This is a genomic window from Arenibacter catalasegens (assembly GCF_002909235.1).
Classification (GTDB): Bacteria; Bacteroidota; Bacteroidia; order Flavobacteriales; family Flavobacteriaceae; genus Arenibacter; species Arenibacter catalasegens.
In genome coordinates this window covers 61,819-78,337 of record NZ_PHQQ01000011.1, presented here as the reverse complement: position 1 = coordinate 78,337, position 16,519 = coordinate 61,819, and the positions used below count along the sequence as shown (strand labels likewise).

General features: G+C 38.5%; 13 protein-coding genes. 10 read left to right on the top strand and 3 right to left on the bottom strand.

Annotated elements, in window-relative coordinates; all coding sequences use genetic code 11:
- Positions 1-6: 6 nt before the first annotated feature.
- From CWD90_RS10615 to CWD90_RS10590, 6 genes are read left to right on the top strand one after another with little or no spacing between them, the layout of a single operon-like run.
- Positions 7-660, top strand: a complete 654-nt coding sequence (locus tag CWD90_RS10615; RefSeq protein ID WP_103476011.1) for a LysE family transporter — start codon at positions 7-9, stop codon at positions 658-660.
- A gap of 5 nt (positions 661-665) precedes the next feature.
- Positions 666-1,151 (top strand): hypothetical protein, encoded by a 486-nt coding sequence (locus CWD90_RS10610; RefSeq protein ID WP_103476009.1) that lies wholly within the window; start codon positions 666-668, stop codon positions 1,149-1,151.
- Positions 1,139-1,855, top strand: coding sequence for an NRDE family protein (locus tag CWD90_RS10605; RefSeq protein WP_103476007.1), 717 nt, complete (start codon positions 1,139-1,141; stop codon positions 1,853-1,855). The genes CWD90_RS10610 and CWD90_RS10605 overlap by 13 nt, the downstream gene beginning before the upstream one ends.
- A gap of 9 nt (positions 1,856-1,864) precedes the next feature.
- Positions 1,865-2,908 (top strand): ATP-grasp domain-containing protein, encoded by a 1,044-nt coding sequence (locus CWD90_RS10600; RefSeq protein ID WP_103476005.1) that lies wholly within the window; start codon positions 1,865-1,867, stop codon positions 2,906-2,908.
- 1 nt (position 2,909) lies between these two features.
- Positions 2,910-3,497, top strand: coding sequence for a hypothetical protein (locus tag CWD90_RS10595; RefSeq protein ID WP_103476004.1), 588 nt, complete (start codon positions 2,910-2,912; stop codon positions 3,495-3,497).
- Between the two features lie 6 nt (positions 3,498-3,503).
- A complete protein-coding gene (locus tag CWD90_RS10590) occupies positions 3,504-4,214 on the top strand; it encodes a hypothetical protein (RefSeq protein WP_103476002.1) in 711 nt (236 codons plus the stop codon).
- An 83-nt stretch (positions 4,215-4,297) separates the two neighbouring features.
- Here the strand turns inward: CWD90_RS10590 and CWD90_RS10585 are convergent, their stop codons facing one another.
- A complete protein-coding gene (locus tag CWD90_RS10585; RefSeq protein WP_103476001.1) occupies positions 4,298-5,200 on the bottom strand; it encodes a DUF808 domain-containing protein in 903 nt (300 codons plus the stop codon).
- Between the two features lie 686 nt (positions 5,201-5,886).
- Between CWD90_RS10585 and CWD90_RS10575 the strand changes: the two genes are divergently transcribed.
- The 3 genes from CWD90_RS10575 to CWD90_RS10565 all read left to right on the top strand — a co-directional run bounded on the left by CWD90_RS10575 (position 5,887) and on the right by CWD90_RS10565 (position 13,564).
- Complete coding sequence (locus CWD90_RS10575) at positions 5,887-10,875, top strand: translocation/assembly module TamB domain-containing protein (RefSeq protein ID WP_103475997.1); 4,989 nt, start codon at positions 5,887-5,889, stop codon at positions 10,873-10,875.
- 7 nt (positions 10,876-10,882) lie between these two features.
- Complete coding sequence (gene tamL / locus CWD90_RS10570) at positions 10,883-13,195, top strand: translocation and assembly module lipoprotein TamL (protein ID WP_103475995.1); 2,313 nt, start codon at positions 10,883-10,885, stop codon at positions 13,193-13,195.
- Between the two features lie 183 nt (positions 13,196-13,378).
- Entirely contained in the window at positions 13,379-13,564 is a 186-nt protein-coding gene (locus CWD90_RS10565; RefSeq protein ID WP_103475993.1) for a CsbD family protein, read from the top strand.
- A gap of 329 nt (positions 13,565-13,893) precedes the next feature.
- Here the strand turns inward: CWD90_RS10565 and CWD90_RS10560 are convergent, their stop codons facing one another.
- Positions 13,894-14,907 (bottom strand): AI-2E family transporter, encoded by a 1,014-nt coding sequence (locus CWD90_RS10560; RefSeq protein ID WP_103475991.1) that lies wholly within the window; start codon positions 14,905-14,907, stop codon positions 13,894-13,896.
- Positions 14,908-15,197: 290 nt separating this feature from the next.
- Entirely contained in the window at positions 15,198-15,365 is a 168-nt protein-coding gene (locus CWD90_RS10555; RefSeq protein ID WP_103475989.1) for a lmo0937 family membrane protein, read from the bottom strand.
- 414 nt (positions 15,366-15,779) lie between these two features.
- Here CWD90_RS10555 and CWD90_RS10550 point away from each other — a divergent pair, with 414 nt between their 5' ends.
- Positions 15,780-16,166: a DUF302 domain-containing protein gene (locus CWD90_RS10550; protein WP_103475988.1), complete on the top strand. Its 387-nt coding sequence runs from the start codon at positions 15,780-15,782 to the stop codon at positions 16,164-16,166.
- The last annotated feature ends 353 nt before the right edge of the window (positions 16,167-16,519 follow it).

Genomic DNA, 16,519 nt, shown 5'->3' with positions numbered 1-16,519 from the left:
AGCACCATGGACAAATATGTAAGAATAGCATTGATCGGACTCTTGATCAGTTTTTTGGGTTCGCTTCCATTGGGAACCTTAAATATTACTGCATTTCAAATTGCTGCATTTCAAAATGTTTGGAATGCCATTACTTTCTCCCTTGGTGTTGTTCTTGTAGAATTGGTTGTGGTTAGGCTTACCCTAATGGGGGCAAAAACCTTTGATCTTGGAAACAAAATATTTTTATATCTGATGCCACTGGCCATACTTCTCCTAATGTATCTGTCATTTTCAAGTTTTAGTTCCATTGCTAATCCCAGGGATTTGGGAGCAAACACCAATGTAATCCCATTGGTGAAATCTTCCTTTATTTGGGGATTGTTGTTGAGCACCCTTAACCCAATGCACATTCCATTTTGGATGGGTTGGAATAGCATATTGGTATCCAAAAACAAATTAAATAACGAAGGGGGCATGTATTCTTTTTACATTCTTGGAATAGGTTTAGGCTCTATGTTGGGATTGCTCATTTTTATTTTTACAGGTAAATACGTTTTTCAAAACTACCAGCAGTTCCAATATATAATTTCATATGGTATGGGTGCGCTATACCTAGGCTTTTCAACATATCTACTGTTTTTGTTCTATAAAAAACACCTAAAACCAATTATAACTTAATAATTATGTTCAATACCTCTATCCAAACCCTAGAACAGTTTAAGGAAGTTCTTTTGCAACTTCCCCATGACACTTATACCACACCTTGCAATACCTTGTCAGGTGCCTCAATTGGGCAGCATACAAGGCATATTATAGAATTGTACCAGTGTCTCCTGGATGGGTATGAGGAGGCGACCGTTTATTACGATAATCGAAAAAGGGACAAACGAATAGAGGTCGATGTGCATTTTGCCATAGATCAATTGCATCGGATACAAAATACCATTGATAGGCCAAAAAGGAAATTGCAATTGTATTATGAATTGAACGGGGCCGAAGAAAAAATAGAATCCAATTATTTCCGCGAGGTAATGTACAATTTGGAACACACTATTCACCATCAGGCATTGATCAAGGTAGCAATTAATCAATTCACCGACATTATTTTGTCCGATTCGTTCGGCGTCGCCCCTTCAACCCTTCAATACAGAAGTAAATGTGTACAGTAAGCTTCATATCGCACCAAAATAAAAGTATCATAACGTCTAACCGTGATGAACACGTCTCTAGGCCCACTGCTTTTTATCCAAATGAAGAACGTATAAATAACTACAAAGTTATCTATCCAAAGGATCCCAAGGGCAAAGGCACTTGGTTTGCCATCAGGGAAGATGGTGTTGCCCTGGTTTTGCTCAATGGGGCCTTTCAAAAACATATTCCCAAGGAAAGGTATGCTATGAGCAGGGGCTTAGTATTGCTAAAAATCATTGGCGAGGAAGCACCCGAAACTCAGTTCGCCAAGATGAATCTTATCGAAATAGAACCTTTTACGCTGATATTTTTTAATGGCAGCCAACTGTTAGAATTTAGGTGGGATGGTTCGACCAAACATCGAAAGGAACTCAAACCAAATGGAAATTACATTTGGTCCTCGGTTACCCTATATAACGAAGAGGTCGCTCAAGAACGTGAGCAATTATTCGAGGAATTTCTGAAAAATAACGAATGGCTCAATGAAAATAGCATCGTCGATTTCCATTTGAATAACAATGACGATTTTGAAAACGGATTTGTAATCGATAGGAATAACGGATTACAAACTGTGAGCATCACGCAAGCGGTCATAAAAAAAGATGAATTGGATTTTACCCATTTCGATTTGCTCAATGCTAAAACCAAATCCCGCACCAGTTGCCTTAAACTCTATAACTAAAGCACTATTATGAACAATTTAAAACTAAAGGTCCATAAATTATTGCACTGGGAATATTGGGATATGAAAGCAATCTATTACCCCATTTTCCCTGTCTGGTTGTACTTTGCGATAAGGGCGAGGTCGTTCTTCTTTTTTAGTGCCGCAAATCCTTCCATCAAGAATGGGGGTATGGCCATGGAATCGAAAAAAGAAATATATGATCTGATACCATCCCAGTACATTCCAAAAACCATACTCATAAAACAGAACATGCCTATAAATGAAATTCTGGAGACCTTGTTGCGTTTAGACATCCGTTTTCCTTTGATCGCTAAACCGGATATTGGCATGAAGGCATTTGGGGTATATAATATTGAAGATATGGATAGACTTCAATCTTATATACACCGAATTTCGGACGATTTTTTGATTCAAGAGCTAATTGAGTATCCAAAGGAAGTAGGCATATTCTATGTACGCCTTCCTACTGAGAAAAGTGGTCGGATTACAGGAATTGTATCCAAAGAATTTTTATCTGTTATCGGAAATGGGAAGGATTCTATTCTACAATTAATAAAACAAAACCCTAGGAGCTATTTCCAACTGGCCTCCTTGAAAAAAAAATATGGCAATACCCTGGATGCCATCTTGGCAAAAGGCAAAAAATTTATTCTAGTCCCCTATGGAAGCCATACAAGGGGCGCTAAATTTTTTGATGACTCTGATAAAGCTAGTGAAAAACTGTTGCACAAAATCGATTCCATTTGTTCTCAGATTCCGGGATTTTATTACGGCCGATTGGATGTGTTATTTTCCTCTTTTGAAGAATTATCAATGGGAAAAAAATTCAGCATCATAGAAATCAACGGTGCCGGTAGTGAACCAACCCATATTTATGACCCCAGACATTCCCTTTTTTTTGCATGGAAAGAAATCATCAGGCATTGGAAACTACTTTATCAAATAAGCCGGATCAACAATCAAAAAGGACATGGTTACCTGAGTTATAAGGATGGCACGGCCATGCTTAGGGCCAATAGTAAACTGGAGGCTAAATTAAAATTGATATAAAATGAGGCAACCATCTTTTACGTACTTCGTATTAATATTCACTTGCTTTGTTTCTTTAACCTATGCACAGAGAACACAAAAAGAAATATCCCATAAAAGAATGGACCTAGGACTATCTGTCCAAGTGTATCCGGCAGGAATTATCCCAACAATAAATCTTGAGCGTTATATTTCGAAAAACTCGTCTCTTTTCTTTCGTTTAGGCGGCAACCTCACGGACCGCCAGGACTTTAGTGATGAAAACGACCATGAAGAAGGTGGAGGTTTTGGAGGCTCTATGGGTTACCGAAAACATTATCCGCTTACGAAAGGAAAAATAGTCGCCGGTGCGCATCTAGATGCGTGGAACTTATGGATAGACTGGGAAGATCTGAACGACCCAAATGCCACCACTGGAACAACTTACACTCTTGTCCTCCAGCCATGGTTAGAAGTTGGTTATTTCTTACCCATAAAAAACACTTCTTCCTTAATTGGTATAACAGCGGGATTTGGAAGGGAAATGAACGTAATTACCAGCGGGGAGGACGTCGCTCAGGACTGGACCGCTACCCTCTCGCTCCAGTACCAGTTTTCCTTAAAAAAATAGTTGGTAATGAATACTACCAACTGTTATTACGCTTTTGTTTTAGCTATTCTGGTATCCGTATGGACCGGAGAGTCGCAAGTTCCCAAGAAACAGTTAATTCAAAAGAAATTTGATTCCATTCAATATTCGAAATTTGAAACCAACAAGCGTATTCCATCTAAAATAAGGGCGCAAGTATTGACCGCTCTTTCCTACTATCCGGAATTAAAGGATGCTAAAATTACCTTTCGTTTTCGCAAGCGAACAACGCCACTTTCGTCCCGTCCAAGGTTACTCCACATCTTTAAAAAGGCAAAAAACCGGAATTACGTTATCACTATAAGTACCAAATCCAATGCAACGCTTGCACCAATCTTGTTTTATAACCTTCCGTACAATGCCCAAATCGGGGTATTGGGCCATGAATTAGGCCATATTTCAGAATATCAGGAAATGAAAATGTGGCAATTGGGTGGTTTAATCTTTAAGATGCTTAATTCGAAATATATCGATCAATTCGAATACCATACAGACCTAATATCCATTAACCATGGCCTAGGTTATCAACTTTATGATTGGAGTACCTATGTTAGAGCGGCTTTGGGAATTCCGGAATGGCGGGGTGCATCGGATGATTATTCCTCGGATGATAATGTTATCACAAAGCAGCGGTATATGAATCCTTTGACAATTCAATCTTTCATGGATTCCAATGACCTCTATAAAGGTATTAGATAAGAGTTCTAAGTCAATATTAATCCAAATATTTTTAAGCTACCCAACCTCATCAAGGCCAGACATACTAATATAATTTGAATGAATCATTCGGAGGTTTCCGCCCCTTTCCTTCCTGGCCCAAAAGCCTTCCAAATCTTTTTGACGGCCATCACAACCAATAAACACAGAAAACCGATCACCAAACCGGCAATAAACTCGGCTAAAAGGGCCGGTATTTCTTGAAGCCAATGATGTAGCCATTCCAGGTTATGCACAAAAATACCCCCGGCTACCAAAACCAAGGCTATGGTACCAATTACCGATAAACTTTTAATGACCACCGGTAGTGCAGCTACCAGAAACTTGCCAATAAAATCGGATATACTGCGCTTGTCTCCATTAAGTGCAATAAGTTTTAGGCCTAGATCATCCATCCGAACTATCAGCGCCACTATTCCGTAAACGCCTACAGTTGCCACTAGGGCAATGATGGAAACAACCATTACCTGGGTCCATATAGGTTGTTGAACAACTGTTCCTAGGGCTATGATGACTATTTCAATGGAGAGAATAAAATCGGTTATAATGGCCGACTTTATTTTTTCCTTTTCCAACAACAAAATTTCACTCTTAGTCAGGTTGGTTTTTACTTTCTCCGTTTTTGAATGTTCATGGGGCACAAGAAATTCATAGATTTTCTCAGCCCCTTCGTACGCTAGATAAAGTCCACCCAAAACAAGAATTACCGTTACAGCCATGGGTATAAATGCACTTAACAGAAAAGTAACGGGTAGAATAATCAGTTTGTTCAATAATGACCCTTTTGTAATGGCCCACAGCACTGGAATTTCTCTTGAGGACACAAAACCGGAAGCTTTTTCTGCGTTTACCGCCAGATCATCTCCCAAAATTCCAGCTGTTTTCTTACCCGCTATTTTACTCATTGCCCCAACGTCATCCATCAAACTGGCTATATCGTCCAACAACGCAAAAAATCCTGATGCCATATTTCTACACTTTATTAATTATTTTTGCAACATATTTTTTAACCTTATTCAGCAAAGGCTCTTTCTTTGCATCCCTAATTCCATTTCATATTTCCAGCGAATTTGTTCTATTTTTTCACTTAAATGGTCCATTACCTCAGGGCATGCCCACGAGGCAAAGAAAGGAAACAACTTTTAATATTTCGACGCCCGCCTGAACGGAACTGGATGGCAAACATCGGAGCATTCAAATCTCCCTTAGTGAGTAAATCACAAGAATTAGATAATTTCTCTAAAATTTCAACCCCAAAAAGGTCAATTATTGATCCAGAACCCATCAAGTTAATCCCAGCTATTGTTAGATTTCTGAACTTGGAAAAAAAGTATCAAAAAACAACCTATAACGCAAATACCAAATGAAATTAAAAATTTGATAAAGTTAATACATGATTGGTTAGTGGCATTGGTCTTTATCTACAAAGAATATATTTGCTTTATGTTTTTCCTTTTTCCATTGGGTACAAGCCAAAAAACATTATTTGCCATGACTTGGGAAAGCCTTAAATTAGACATACATAATTCCCCTCATGTTGCCAAAGATATTTGGTCTAACTCCCTGTATCCATTTAATATATTTTATAAGTTAGTTTAAGATTGATAAAAGCTCATTTAATATTGCAATAATGATGATCTTTGGCTGATATTATATGGAAAAGACCAATTTTAAATATCGATTACTTCGGGCCATTGCCAAAGTTATTTTGGTGTTTGTACTGTTATTTGTTGTTTTGGTACTTTTCGTTAGAAGCCCTTGGGGACAAAATATAATTGTTTCCAAAGCCACCGCCTATATTACTAATAAGACCAATACTAAGGTTGAAATAGACCGTCTTTTTATCACTTTTTCTGGGAATGCTTTTTTAGAAGGCCTGTACTTGGAGGACAAAAAAGGGGATACCTTACTGTATTCTAACACTTTGGAAGCCAACATACCCCTTTCTCCCTTACTGTTCCACAACGAATTAAACCTTAAATCTCTGGAATGGAATGGTCTAAGGGCATACATTACTAGAAGTGTGAATTCAGGTAGCTTTAATTTCGATTTTATATTGGATGCTTTAGCTACCAATGATACAACTCCCCCACCCCAAGAGGTAGACCCCTTGAAAATTAATATTGGGAAGCTTAATTTTTCCGACTTTAAAATCGATTATAATGACGCATATCTGGGCCTGGAAAGCAGGCTTGTTTTAGGGCAATTATATTTAAATGCCAATACCGTGGACTTGGAGACCATGCACTTCAACCTAGAAGATCTTGAACTTTCGGATACCAACATCACTTACAAGCAAACCAAATCTGTTGTCCCTCAGGATAACGCACAAACCGCGCTACCATTTCTGGTTGTCAAAAATCTAAAACTGAAAAATGTACGTGCAAATTACAATTCTATTCCAGATGGCGTACTTGCCAATGCAGCCCTTGGCGATTTTGAATTACAGCTTCCGAAAGCTGATTTAGCAAAGAATGAAGTGGAAATAGGAGAAATTTTTCTTAAAAACTCAGATATATCCATTCATATTCAAAAAGCCGATGCAGCCCCTAAGGATTCTATTGGGACCAATTCCGGAAATATTGATTTTTCCTGGCCTGAATTTTATTTAATGGCGGACAATATCATCCTCGAAAATAACTCTTTCCAATACCGCTCATCCAATAAAGCAATAACTGTAGATCAGTTCAACCCTAACGATATTTTCCTATCGCATCTTAGCCTAAAGGCCAACGACATAAACTACCGACCAAAAAATACCAGCTTGAGGCTAGATCAATTTTCCTTTATTGACAAAAGTGGTTTTTCACTTCACAATCTAGGTTTTAAGGCCAAATTGGACGACAGTTCGACAACCATTTCGGGATTGGAATTAAAGACCAACTCAAGTTGGCTTACGGTAGATCTAAAAATGGACTATCCATCTATAAAAGAGTTTATCCATTTCCCCGAAAGAACCAAAGTTGACCTACAAATGCCTGTGCTACATCTTGCGCTGCAGGATGCCCTGTTCTTTAAACCGGATTTAAGTAATGACGAATATTTTGCTGTCGCCACTAAACATCCGCTTACAGGAAAATTAGAGGCTACAGGCACACTTGACGATTTTGGGATCCACAATCTACAATTTGACTGGGGCGGCAGTTCTTTGGTAGCCGAGGGACGTATATCCCAGCTTATGGAAACCGATTCACTTTCCTTTGATTTCCCAAACATAAAAGCAACTTCCATCCGGGCAGATGTGCTCAAATTTGTTTCCGAAAAGGATTTGAACATTGCAGTTCCTGAGACCATAATGCTGCAGGCAAAAACCCAAGGTAACCTAAAAAATATCGCGGGAGAAGCCCTCTTGAAAATCCCGGAAGGTACTGCTCAACTTAAGGGAAAATACGCCAAGTTAAATCAAAACACCTTCGACGGAAATCTTAAAGTGGATAGCCTGCAATTAGGAAAGTTGTTGAAAAATGAACAATTCGGACCCGTGACCTTTAATATTAAGGCCTCTGGCAGTGGAAATAGTATTAATACTCTAAATGCTCAATTTGAATCCGATTTCACGCAATTAAAACTTAACAACTATGACTTTTCAAATCTGGAGTTAAACGGGAAGATCAAAAACGGAGAAGGCGACATTGACTTAAATTTTAAGGATACGAACCTGAATTTTACGGCCAACACCTCTATGACCCTGGATTCTACCTCTTCAAAAATTCGTCTAAACCTAAATGTTATCGGGGCCGATCTACAGGCGCTTGGTGTCACCAGGGAAAACATTAAGACAGGACTGGATTTGGAAGCAGATTTTAACGGGAACATGAAAAACTATGGATTGAATGTCCAGATAAACAATGGCATAGCAGTTTATGACGATCAGCAATACCAAATGGGACGTATGCAAATAAAATCCAAGATCGATACAATTAGTACAGATGTTACGATCAAAAGCGATTTTCTAAATGGCAGGTTAAAATCGAACGCTTCCCCTGCAAGCATCAATACGGCTATTACCAAACAATTCAAAAGTTACTTTGTGGATACCTTGATGGAACCTTCCCCCTCCGATTCGGTAAAACTTGAAATGGATTTAAAAATTAATCCCAATGCCCTTGTTACGGAAGTCTTCCTTAAGGACTTGGAGCAAATGGACTCCATAATTGTAAGAGCAAATTTTGATGCCGCCACCATGAAACTAAATGCCCAATTAAATGTTCCCTCCGCCAGATACAAGAGTGTTACATTGGACAGTCTAAATCTTTCAATAATTGGTGATTCCACCAACCTAAACTTTACCGCCGGCCTTATAAACCTAATGGCAGATCCTGTGCATATTAAAAAAACAAATTTGGAGGGCACTTTAAATAACAGGGAATTACTATTGGATTTCAATTCTTGGGACGACAAGGAAAAAGTAATGCACATAGCCTCAAAAATGATTCTCGCCAAGGACACCACCTTGCTTCAAATAAGCCCTGAAGAACTTTTATTCAATAAGAAGAAATGGATTATCCCTGAAGACAATCAGATATCTTTCGCTCCCAACCATATAGGATTTAAGAACGTAAATTTATCAAGAAATGCACAACAACTCTCCATTAGTACTACCGCTTCAAATTCAAAAGAAAAACATCTTGCCCTTAAGTTCGATCAATTTAAATTACAAACATTTTTAAGTCTATTAAACCCGGATACTCCCTTGGCCTCCGGAATGGTAAATGGGAATCTGATTATTGAAAATCCCTACGGGGCAACTGGAATTCTTGCCGATTATGAAATTAACGGTTTAGAGGTAATGCAACACCCCTTAGGTAACTTAACCTTAAAGGCTTCTAGCAGAACCAGTGATACCTATGATTTTAATCTAGCCTTAAAAGGTGGTGGTCTGGACATAGATTTAAATGGGGATTATGCAGCTGCAGAAACAGGTGCCAATCTGAACCTTGATCTGGACCTAAATAAAATTGACCTTAAGGTTATTGAGGATTTTTCCTTTGGGATGTTAAAAAATACCCATGGCTATCTTTCTGGAAAAATAGATGTTTCCGGCACCACCACATCACCAGAATATACAGGAACCATTAATTTTAACGAAACTGATTTTAATGTGGCCAGCTTGAATTCGGTCTTTAAGATTTCGAATGAGACATTACGAATTGATACCGCTGGCCTTTATTTGAACAATTTTCAAATTACGGACGCCAATAGCAGCAATTTCACATTGGATGGTTCAATTGATTCAAAAGAACTCTTGAATCCAAAGTTTGACCTAAGCCTTAACGCAAAACAATTTCAATTTTTAAACTCTACCGAGAAAGATAACGAGTTGTTCTATGGAAAGGCTAGTTTTGATGTTGACCTTACCGTAAAGGGCGATTTGAAACTTCCTATAATAAACGGGAAAATTCGTGTGCGTGAAGGTACCTCCGTAACCTACGTAGTCCCAGAATCGCAATTGGATGTTGAAGAACGCGATGGGGTTGTCATTTTTGTTAACCGTGAGCATCCAGATGCCATACTCACCAGAAATGACAAGGAAGAAACTCAGGCCTTTTTTCAGGGCTTTGATGTTAAAGCAATTTTGGAGATCGCCGATGATTCCAATTTTAATATTATTATTGATGAACGTACAGGTGATAACCTAAAAGTTTCAGGCGATGCTTCCCTAAATCTTAATATGGAACCCAATGGTAGGATCCAACTTACAGGGAGATATGAACTAAGTTCCGGACATTACGAGACCAATCTGTACAACCTGGTGAAAAGAAGGTTCCTAATTAACCCTAATAGCACCATTACCTGGCAGGGAGACCCTACGGATGCCAAATTGGACGTTACCGCTACTTATAAGGTAGAAACTTCTGCCTCACCGCTAATGTCGAGCGTGGTTTCCAGCGAAGATAATAGCCTAACCGGTAAATACCGACAAGTCCTACCTTTTTTGGTCTATCTTAATGTAGATGGGGAACTCTTGGAACCAAAATTGTCTTTTGGACTGGATATGCCAGAAGATGAACAGGGATCCTTGGGAGGTGCGGTCTACGGAAGGGTACAACAATTGAACCAACAAGAGACTGAGTTGAACAAACAGGTATTTTCCTTGTTGGCACTTAATCGTTTCTATCCCGATTCCGGAAGTGACGGAAGTATTGGAGGTACTACGGCCATAGCTAGGGATAATGTAAACAAAGTATTATCTGGGGAACTAAACGCTTTTTCGGACAGGATTTTTGGACAGGCAGGGTTGGAGGTGGATTTTGATTTGGACAGTTTTACCGATTACCAAGGTGAAAGTCCCCAAGACCGTACCCAACTGAATATCAACGCCAAGAAAAAATTGTTCAACGACCGCTTGATCGTAACTGCGGGAAGTGCAGTTGATGTTGAGGGCAGTTCGCAACCAGGGCAAGAGGAAACCCCCATTATCGGTAACGTAAGCCTAGAGTATTTGCTTACCAAAGATGGCCGTTATAGACTAAGGGGTTTTAGAAAGAACGAGTACGAGAACATCATTGATGGACAATTGATCGTCACTGGGGTTGCCTTGATCTTCAATAGGGAATTTAATAGATTTAGTCAGTTGTTCAATCCTTTAAAGGAAGTCGAATCGGCTGAAGAAAAAGACAAAGAAGTACCAAAAAATCAATAAAAGTTTGATGACAACAAAAACATATCGGACTCTTTTAACCCTGTTAACTCTAGTGTTTATGTATTCCTGCAGTGTTGGTAAATACATCCCTGAAGGCGAAACATTATATACTGGTTCAAAAATTGATATTTCGTTAGATAAGGAAATAAAACACCCTAAAAAAGTAACGCAAGAATTGCACACCCTACTAACCCCGGAACCCAATTCCCGATTTTTGGGATTGCGACCGGGCCTCTATTTTCATTACAAAGCACAACGTAAAAGACCTGGCTTCTTAAACCGGTGGCTTAATAAGAAGATCGGGGAAGAACCAGTTTATCTATCCGATGTAAATCCGCAGCGAGTAAAACAACTAATGCTGAACAGACTGGACAATCGCGGGTTTTTCTATAGCAAAGTATCATCTGAAATAGACAGTACACAAAAACACGCGGCCATTAAATATAACTTATCATTGCCAAAACCATATACGCTGGAAAAATTTGAACTGGAAAATGACTCGCTGCCCATCTATGCCGAAATTGAAAAAGCTTTGGAGGAAACAGAAATTAAGATAGGGGATCGTTTTGATTTGGAGTTGATGAAATTTGAAAGGGAACGAATAGACCACGAACTTAAACAAAGGGGGTATTATAACTTTAATCCAGATTTTTTGATTTTTGAAGCCGATACCAATCGCTATGACAACAAAAAGTTCGACCTCTTTCTAAGGTTGAAAAGAAATCTTCCTAAGAAAACAATGATTGCCTATACCATTGATTCCATTTCGGTGTATCCCAACTTCTCCATTGAAACGGATATGAAGGTTAGCGCCAACCCAACAGTAGTCAACGACATAAATTTTATTCAAAAACAAGAGTTTTTTAAACCAAAAAAGTTGGAACCCTATATATTGTTCGGGGTGGGTCAGAAATATAATTCGGAAACGGCCAGGTTAACCAGTAATAGGCTTTCGGCCTTGGGTAACTATAAATATGTCAATATTCGGTTCAATGAAAATGATAGCACCGAGCAAGACAGTACTGCTTCGTTATACGCCGACCTATTACTTTCCCCGCTCACCAAAAGGTCTGTAAGGGCCCAATTACAGGCCGTAACCAAATCAAACGGCTTTGCAGGCCCCGGAATATCCCTCACATACAACAACAGAAACCTTTTTAAAGGAGGGGAAACATTAAGCATAACAGGCAATTTTGCCTATGAGACTCAGCTCTCTGGTGGTAAAGGCACAGGCCTTAGCAGTATAGCGGGAGGCCTGAAAACCGATTTGATCATCCCTAGACTGCTTCCCTTTTCTCCCAAACAATTTAAATACGCGGTACCCAAGACCAAAATTAGCCTGGGAACCGATTTCCTATCGCGTACTCAACTTTATACCCTAAATTCGTTCAATACCTCCTTTGGTTATACCTGGAATGCCAATAGGTTTGTATACCACGAGCTTAACCCTATTAGCGTCAATTACGTTAACCTATCGAACACCTCTGAAGAATTTACGGCCATTTTGGATAAAAATCCATTTTTGAAACAAAGTTTCGATCAACAATTCATCGCTGGGCTTAACTATACCTTTACCTTCAACGAACTGGTAGATGTGAATAAAAAACACGCCATATTTGTTTCCTCAAGCGTAGATGTAGCTGGCAACACCTTACACCTTATTGGCGGGTCCGATAAAACTGTTTTTGGGTTGGAATATGCTCAATATGCCAAGGCCGACATAGATTTTCGCTATTATATAAAATGGGGCAAGGAACAATCCCTAGTAAGTAGAATTTATGCAGGATGGGGCATTCCCTACGGCAACTCTTCTACTCTGCCATTTGTAAAGCAATTTTTTTCGGGGGGTCCCTATAGTGTCAGGGCATTTAAGATACGGTCGCTGGGACCAGGAACATTTAGTTCTGATGAAAATGGCACCTCTTCTTTTTTCGACCAATCTGGAAATCTACGATTAGAAGGCAATTTGGAATATAGATTTCCAATATGGTCGTACTTAAAGGGCGCCGTATTCGCGGATGCCGGTAACGTATGGTTGACCAATGACATAGAGATTTCAGAAGATGAACCTGCAGCCAGCCGTGAGTTCAACGAAGAATTGGTTGCCAAAGGAAAATTTAGCTCCAATTGGGCCAAGGAATTGGGTATAGGCCTAGGCTTGGGCCTTAGGGTAGATATCCAAAGTTTTGTGTTGCGGTTCGATTTTGCTTCCCCTTTACAAGTCCCTTACCTGCCTGAAGGGGAGCGCATCAGAATTCCTTTTTTTGATGGCGGCAGTGGAAATCTCGTCTTCAATTTTGCCATCGGCTATCCCTTTTAATGATTAAAAACTTATTAATATCTTCGGTTTTATTAAAGAAATATTAAAGTTTTCCCATTACATTAAATGGATTAAAAATCTAATCTTTTGAATTATTGGACATGAGTATTTAGGGCTAATTTTATTAAAGATGATTTATTAATCTGTCTGCCTTTTAGAGCAGACCTTAAATACAATACTACTATGAACAGTGATCAATTAGAAGGAAAATGGAAACAAGTTAAGGGTAAGTTCAAACAAAAGTATGGTGATCTTACTGATAATGACCTGACTTATTCAGAAGGCAAGTTCGACGAATTCTTAGGCCGGTTGCAAGAAAAAACCGGAAAGAGAAAAGAACAATTGAAAGAAGAGATCGACAATATGTAGCCTCGAGCTCAAAATTTAAATTTCATTACTATAACCTCTACTATTCAGTGGGGGTTATTTTTTTATGGAAGAGTTGTAATAGATCAACCCCTAAGATTGAGCCTATCACAAAACTGGAGCTTGTCCTAAGATTGGAAAGATAGGAATTTGCTGTCATATTTCCCTTGTGCATCTCTTCATTATTAGGGCATTACCTCCTTCGGCGGTCGGGCCCTTGGCTATATCCCTAGCGGTGCTGCGGGGATGCCGCCGCGATCCCTAACGCATTACAAGAGGTTTCAAAGATAGAAGGACTCCAATTGTTCCAAAGGGATGAAGTCTGGTAGTTATTAAAGGTTGTCCTTGGCATATTCCTTTTTATACATTCGTACAATAATAAGGAAAAGACTAATAAGTAGAGGTCCAAAAATTAGTCCTATAAAACCAAAAATGGGTACCCCAATAATTACTCCTATCAACGTAATTAAAGGATGTACGTTGTCCAATTTTTTAAGAATAAAAAGTCGAAATAGATTATCTGTTGCGCCTACCACAATAAAGCCATAAAGGAGGATACCCCAAGCTTGGAAGGAGCTACCATTGGAGAGAGATAATATAAAAACGGGCAGAATGCCCAACAAAGAACCAATAAAGGGAACCATAGAACCTATGGTAACAATTACGGCCCAGAAGAATGGAGAATTAATCCCAAAAATCAAAAATCCTATTAGCGCCACGACCCCTTGGGCCATAGCCACCAAAGGAATACCTAAGGCATTGGAACGCACCATTGCCCTTACTTCCTCTCCTATTATTTTTAGATTTCCCTTGCCTATAGGAATATACTTGAACAAGGATTCACGTAATTCACGCCGATTCGTCAACATATAATAAAGCATGAAATACATGATTCCTATAGCTATGAACATGGTGAAGGTACCTCCAGCAAAACCCTGTAGGCTTTTGGATAGCCAGGTAGAGATAGCGCCCGCATCTATTTCGGACGTTAAATCATATCCAAGTTGATTTTCCCATTTACCCAACTGTGATTTCAAAGCCGAAATTACCTTCTCGGAATTTTGTACGGCATTGCTTATTTTTGAGCCGAGCATTACAATGATCCCGGAAACGGGCAACAAAATACACACAAAGGAAACCACCAACAATACGGCAGCTGCCAAGTCTGGATGCCACCCCCTTGTAACAAGTTTTGCCATAGGCCCCCGTAAAAGGACATAAATAGTTATAGCTCCCAAAATTCCGGTAAAATAGGGTAGTATTGCTTGGAATATTAAACCTCCCAGCAGTAGGATAAGTAAAATAATAAATAGTTGGCGAATTATACTGGATCCAATCGGTTTCATAATTCAATTATCGTAGGTAATATTAATAATGGGGTAATGGGTATAATTTTCAAGGACATTAAAACCACCCATAGCAAATTTAAAAATATCATAGGGAGGACATTTTTACTAAAAAAAGGAAAAGGTTTAGACCTAATTGAAATGTAGATAAAATATTCGGATAACAGCAAGAAATTTGAGGATGTTTGGAAATTAGGGAATCCCTAATTAAAGTAGCCAAACGCCATACAGCATAGGCAATACGAAGAGTGCGGGGTCACCCTTCGCTAAACCTACTAAAAATATAAATCTTATAAAGGCTTTCTACCTGATATGATATTGTAAAGAACGGCAATTACAGCAATTACCAAGAGAATATGAATCAAACTACTGGATCCCATTCCCGCAATGATTCCGAAAAAACCCAAGGCCCAAATAAGAATACTAATTACAGCGATTAACCAAAGAATACTTCTCATAATTTTAAGTTTTAGTGATTATTATTTTATGTCCAAAAAACTGTCTTTAGCCAATTCACTGACCTAACCGACTCAATTATAGACACATCTAAAGTAAATAGTTGTTTCCATGGAACGTAATTCAATAGCTAAATTTATTAATGCAATCAATTTAAAGGTTGCACTTGGACATATATTAATAATTTGAAAAGTCTACCATAGACTTCTTTTATTACTTTATTACGAATTTGAAAGTAAAATAAAGTATACTATCCATGTTGCAAACATAAAATTGCTAGGGAAGATGACCTCGATTCGAAATATTTATTAATAGAGACAGTAAAGTAGGTATTTGTGTTACAAACGTTACAAAGGGTCTAGTCATATATGCCTACTTTTATAGGAGTTATTATTAATCATTAAAAAAAGTGGATTATGAAATATTATTTTGCTAAAACCTTATCTGGTGAATTTGAAGATGTAATCAAAAAAGTTACCCATGAGCTGGAAAATGAGGGCTTTGGTGTATTAACAGAAATAGATGTTACTGCCACCTTAAAGAAAAAATTAAATATTGATTTTAAGAAATACCGAATTTTGGGAGCCTGCAACGCACCTTTTGCGCATAAAGCCTTAAAAGCAGAGGATAAGGTCGGTACTATGTTACCATGTAACGTAATTGTTCAGGAGTTAGAAAATGGAGAAATAGAAGTTGCTGCAGTAAATCCAATGGCATCTATGCAGGCAGTAAAGAATAAAGAATTGGAAAACATTGCCATAGAGATTGGACATAAACTGAAAAACGTAATCGATATCCTTTAACAAATTATATTCTTGTTATACCAAACGTAGTTATAGGTTAAACACACTTAAAATATACCTGTTGATTTAAATTCCTTGTTAACAGTCATAAATATAAGAAAGAAGAAGCCTAGCGCCTTCGTACTTTTTTTGTTTCCCATGTTCGCCCAAACTGCGTTTGGCTCCACGGGAAACAAAAAAAGTGATTTGCATATGCAAATCACTTTTCTGCTTGGTCGGGATGACAGTATGCAATTCCTTATTACAAGTAATTGATTATCAGTATTTTATTGGTAATTTTCAAACATCGAATCCCTGTACGGACACTCAATTTTGACAGTAACTTTTGAACGTGATTATTCTATGTTTTTTAC